Below are 4,564 nucleotides of genomic sequence, written 5' to 3'. Positions count from 1 at the left end.
GGCCCTCTAATTCCCCGGCGATTCGGCCCTCTAATTCCCCGGCGATTCGGCCCTCTAATTCCCCGGCGATTCGGCCCTCCAATTCCCCAACGATTCGCCCTTCCTCTTCTCTCCGAACTGACGGAGGTTTTTATTTGATGACGACACACCACGACTCGTGACAGACGGGACATCTCGCGCGGCGGCCATCGACGAAGCGGAGCGTGTGCTTCAGGAGGAACACGACCGACTGCTGACCGTCGTCAGGCAGTGTGCGGATGCGGTCGCCGCCAAGTGGGACGGCGATTCGGTGTCGGACCGCGACCGAGTTGTCCCGCCGTTCGGCCGCGCGCTCGACGGGTCCGGCGCGCTCTCCCGACTCCCACGCGCCCTCGCCAATGCAGTGACAGCGACCGGCCGACCGATGGCCGCGCCGCCAGTCGCCGGCCCGCCGTACGTCGTCGTAACCGGCGAAGGCGTCGTCTTACGCGCCACCGTCGGCGACGAACGATTGGTGATTCTCCTTCGGACGTTCGAAGTCGACGACGGGGGTGATGGTGATGAGGGTGACGACGAAATCAGCGAAGAGAACACGAGCGAGAGCAATCGCTATCGCAGAATCGACGGTCTCTCCCTCGAAATCGAGATTCGCTGAGTCGCTTTTGTCTGGCGCTCGTCCCGAGTTACATCTGGTAGCGGCGCACGTCGTCCCGCGGCGGGGCTTGCGTCTGGCCCGTCATCTCCTCGTAGGTCATCCCGGCGAGGTATTCGTCGTAGGTCACGTCGTAGCCCTGTCGGAGGTGGAAGTCGAGTTGGCCGCGGTCGAGTTCCGACTGGAACAGCGCGTGGATTGCCCGGCGGACGAGTTCGTCCGTATCCTCGGGGTCGAACAGCGCGACGAGCATGGCGAGTTCGTGTCGCGTCTCGCGGTCGAGCGACACGTCGAGGTCGGTACCGAGGTCGCTGTACGCGGATTCCACGTCGTCTGTGAGGTCGTCGAGTGTCATTGCCCGCCGATGGGGTCGTCACGGGGATACACGTTTCGACCGACGTCTCCTTGTTCGATTCGCGTGCCCGCCTTTCAGTCGCCGGTCCCCTACAGAAGACACTTACTGGTAATTCGACAATTTATCAGTATGTCTCCGGAACTCTCCCGACGCGCCCTCCTCGGCGGTCTCGCGGCCGGTTCGACCCTTCTTTCGGGCTGTCTGGGCGGTTTTCTCGGCAGTAGCTGTACGTCCAGTTACTCGCTCGAAGCGACGGCGGTCACCGACCCCGAACTGGTCGATATCGTGACCGAAGACTTCCACGAGCACGCTGAGACAGTATCGCGCCTCGTCGCAACTGCGGCCAGCGAGGGCGCGGCCACGTACAGTACGTACCACTCCATTCCGCTCGATTCGGGCGACTACGTCGAACACGACGGCGCGTACTATCGGGTCGAACGCGAGCGAACCGAGACGCGAGAACGCACCGCCCGCGAGGTCAGCATCGAGTACGACCGAAACGAATCCCCACCCGAGGTCGGGGCGACGGTCTTCAAGTTCGATGAACTCCCAGAAGCCGACCGCGAGGCGTTTCTCGCCGCGTACCCGAGCAAGGATTTCGAGAACGGCGACGGCCCACGAGGGTTTTCAATTGGCGGATACGGACACGTCTATCCGGCCGGTGCTGACTCTCAACTCATCGACGCCGGACCCGTCTGGATACGGTACGAGGGGCGGCCGTTCAAGGTCACCGTCGGGGAGACACGGACCGTCGAAGAAGAGACGTTCAGATACACGCTCGAACAGGTCGGCGAAGACAGGGCGGCGTTCGCCGCGTTCGTTCACGAAGAAGTCGTCGTTCCGCTCGACGACCTCTCCGACGCCGAACGTGCGGTGTTCGAGCGCGCAATCGACGAGGGGGTAGACGAGTGCGAACCGCTTTCCGACGACTTCGCCGCGCTCAAAGAGCGGCTAAACGAGATCTCTGAGAATAGAGCGGCCAGCTACGGTGACCAACTCGTGGAGTACGAGGGAACTACGTACGAAGTGGAACTCATGCACGCAGTCGTCTGATGGCCGCTCGGCATCGCCACGGCTAAACGCCGCCCGTCCTAAGCCGGGGCGATGAGTGACGCGGCGTCCGAACTCCCCTCCGAACTCGACCGCGAGGCAGTCCAGACCGCGCTAATCGAGTGGTACGAGGACGACCATCGGGATTTCCCGTGGCGGCGCACCGACGACCCCTACGAGATTCTCGTCTCCGAAGTGATGAGCCAGCAGACCCAACTCGGGCGCGTAGTCGACGCGTGGGAAGCCTTCCTCGACGAGTGGCCCACTCCGGAAGACCTCGCAGAGGCCGACAGAGCCGACGTGGTCGGCTTCTGGACGAGCCACCGACTTGGCTACAACAACCGGGCGAAGTACCTCCACGAGGCGGCCCGACAGGTGGTCGAAGACCACGACGGCGACTTCCCGCGGACACCCGACGGCCTCTCGGAACTCATGGGCGTCGGCCCGTACACCGCCAACGCCGTGGCCTCGTTCGCGTTCAACAACGGCGACGCTGTGGTCGACACCAACGTCAAGCGCGTTCTCCACCGCGCCTTCGCCGTCCCCGATGACGACGCGGCCTTCGAGACCGCCGCTTCGGAACTCATGCCCGACGGCGAGTCCCGCGTCTGGAACAACGCTATCATGGAGTTGGGTGGCGTGGCCTGTGAGAAAACGCCGACGTGCGACGAATCCGGGTGTCCGTGGCGACAGTTCTGTCACGCCTACGAGACCGGCGATTTCACCGCTCCCGACGTGCCGACACAGCCGAGTTTCGAGGGAAGTAGGCGGCAATTTCGGGGGCGAGTCGTTCGGATTCTCGGCGAGTACGACGAACTCGGATTGGACGAGTTAGGTCCACGGGTTCGTGTCGATTACGGCGGCGATACCGGCGAGTCGTGGCTTCGTGACCTTGTTGACGACCTTTCTTCGGACGGACTGGTCGATATCAACGAATCCGACGACGAAATTCGTGTTTCGCTGGCGAAGTGAGGCCGCTCCGCCAACGATATCCACTCCCGCTGACGGGTCGACGCTGTTTTTACCTCCGTACTGATGATACTCGGTATGGCTCAGCCACACATTGTCGCCCTCTGCGGCAGTCTCCGCGATGGTAGTTACACTCGGTTGGCACTGGAACACGCCCTCGCCGGTGCATCTGAGGCCGGTGGGACGACCGAACTCGTCGACCTCCGCGAGCTCGACCTTCCGACGTTAAACCCCGACTACGACGAGCAGGGTGACTCCGCCGAACTCACCCGTATCATCGACGAAGCGGACGCCGTGATTCTCGGAACGCCGGTCTACCACGGGTCGTACTCGGGCGTCCTCAAGAACGCACTCGACCACTGCGGGTTCGACGAGTTCGGCGACAAGACGGTCGGTCTCCTCGCCGTCGCCGGTGGGTCGTTCCCCGTCACCGCGCTCGAACATCTCCGCTCCGTCTGCCGGGCGCTAAATGCGTGGGTCCTTCCCCATCAAGCCGCGATTCCGAGCGTGTCTTCGGCGTTCGAAGACGGTGTGCTCGTTGATGACGACCTCCGCGAACGCGTGGAGCGACTCGGCCGCGACGCCGTCGTGTACACGAACATCGAAGCCGAACCACCGACGCTTGAGAGCAGCGAAAACGTCGGCGCTGACGACTAATCCCGAAAGAACGTTACTCCGAGTAGCACTGTCCTCTATTGCTACTTTGCGCTTGACTGTCAACGAGTGACGACCATCGGCGCAGATGAACAATCGTTTTGACCTTCCTCGTCTCCCTCTCGACGTATGCACGCCATCACGCAGAGTGGATGGGTAGAGGTCATTTCCGGGTCGATGTTCTCGGGAAAGACGGAGGAGTTGCTTCGACGCCTCCGACGCGCGGAGATTGCGGGACAGGAGATTTCGGTGTTCAAACCCCAACTCGACGACCGATACGGTGAGACGACAGTCGGCACGCACGCCGGGCGCTCGTGGGACGCGAGCGTCGTCCCCTCGGAAGGCGATGGTGTCTGGCAAATCGTCGAGGAACTGAACGGCGAAGATGTCGTCGCCATCGACGAGGCGAACTTCTTCTCGGCCGAGTTGGTGGGCGTGTGCGAGCAGTTGGCCGCCGACGGCAAGCGCGTCGTCGTCTCGGGAACCGACCAGACGTTCCGCGCCGAACCGTTCGACCCGGTCCCGCAACTGATGGCGCTCGCCGAGTACGTCGATAAACTGCAGGCAATCTGCACCATCTGCGGCGAACCGGCGACGCGGAACCAGCGACTTATCGACGGCGAACCGGCGCACATGGACGACCCGACCATCCTCGTCGGGGCGGAGGAGTCCTACGAGGCGCGGTGCCGGAACTGTCATACCCTCCGGCGCGACTAGAGGCTAGCGTGACTACTTGGGTCGAGACCCCCCGCGAGGGCCGTGACCGTGGGTTAACTGGTATCCTTCGCGCGTGGGTCGCCGTGCTCGTCAGCCCCCGTCGGTTCTTCCGTGACGGTGTCGCTCCCGGCGATCAGGCTCCCGGACTCTTGTTTGCCATCTCCGTCGCGCTCGTCTACCAGAGTCTC

Annotated in this window: 6 protein-coding genes and 1 pseudogene; 6 read left to right on the top strand and 1 reads right to left on the bottom strand. The window is 63.1% G+C overall.

The window, feature by feature from the left end; all coding sequences use genetic code 11:
• Positions 1-157: 157 nt before the first annotated feature.
• Positions 158-634: a DUF7988 family protein gene (locus QT222_RS05985; RefSeq protein WP_004060394.1), complete on the top strand. Its 477-nt coding sequence runs from the start codon at positions 158-160 to the stop codon at positions 632-634.
• Between the two features lie 28 nt (positions 635-662).
• On the opposite strand, the gene QT222_RS05980 is transcribed toward QT222_RS05985, so the two are convergent.
• Positions 663-986 (bottom strand): ribbon-helix-helix protein, encoded by a 324-nt coding sequence (locus tag QT222_RS05980; RefSeq protein WP_491476626.1) that lies wholly within the window; start codon positions 984-986, stop codon positions 663-665.
• 129 nt (positions 987-1,115) lie between these two features.
• Between QT222_RS05980 and QT222_RS05975 the strand changes: the two genes are divergently transcribed.
• From QT222_RS05975 to QT222_RS05955, 5 genes and pseudogenes are all read left to right on the top strand, one after another.
• On the top strand, positions 1,116-2,039 hold the full coding sequence (locus tag QT222_RS05975) for a DUF7979 domain-containing protein (protein ID WP_491476625.1): 924 nt from the start codon (positions 1,116-1,118) through the stop codon (positions 2,037-2,039).
• Between the two features lie 51 nt (positions 2,040-2,090).
• Entirely contained in the window at positions 2,091-3,008 is a 918-nt protein-coding gene (locus tag QT222_RS05970; protein WP_004060391.1) for an HhH-GPD family protein, read from the top strand.
• Positions 3,009-3,083: 75 nt separating this feature from the next.
• Positions 3,084-3,662 (top strand): NADPH-dependent FMN reductase, encoded by a 579-nt coding sequence (locus QT222_RS05965; RefSeq protein ID WP_491476624.1) that lies wholly within the window; start codon positions 3,084-3,086, stop codon positions 3,660-3,662.
• A 126-nt stretch (positions 3,663-3,788) separates the two neighbouring features.
• Positions 3,789-4,376 carry a thymidine kinase gene (locus QT222_RS05960; protein WP_491476623.1) on the top strand — a complete coding sequence of 196 codons (588 nt, stop codon included), beginning with the start codon at positions 3,789-3,791 and terminating at the stop codon, positions 4,374-4,376.
• 8 nt (positions 4,377-4,384) lie between these two features.
• Positions 4,385-4,564, top strand: a pseudogene (locus QT222_RS05955) (YIP1 family protein); the annotation flags it as partial.

The organism is Haloferax sp. s1 (assembly GCF_058382125.1).
The sequence above is the reverse complement of the archived record's forward strand: the minus strand, read 5'-3'. Positions and strand labels throughout refer to the sequence as shown.